Here is a 263-nt window from a genome sequence, read left to right on the forward strand (position 1 = left end):
GTCTTCAAACTGTGCCATGCCATCTTCTAACATAACGCCAGAAGTCAGCGCACGGGCGATATCAGGGGTAACTTCGCCCAATACACGTACCGCATATTCACGAGTCACTTCGCTAGATGGATGCATCAAACGGTGCGCCATCTCGCCATCATTGGTAAATAACAATAGACCGGTCGAGTTAATGTCTAAGCGTCCGACCATGACCCAGCGATCATGAGTTAGCTTTGGCAGACGTTCAAAAACCGTTGGACGACCTTCTGGAT

1 protein-coding gene is annotated in these 263 nt (G+C 49.4%); it reads right to left on the minus strand.

What is annotated here, in order from left to right; translation table 11 throughout:
• Positions 1 to 263 (minus strand): pseudouridine synthase (locus AAEY88_RS14060; protein WP_350563371.1); only part of this gene is annotated, 263 nt, incomplete at both ends.

Source organism: Psychrobacter sp. CAL346-MNA-CIBAN-0220 (assembly GCF_040309805.1).
In the GTDB taxonomy this organism is placed as follows: domain Bacteria; phylum Pseudomonadota; class Gammaproteobacteria; order Pseudomonadales; family Moraxellaceae; genus Psychrobacter.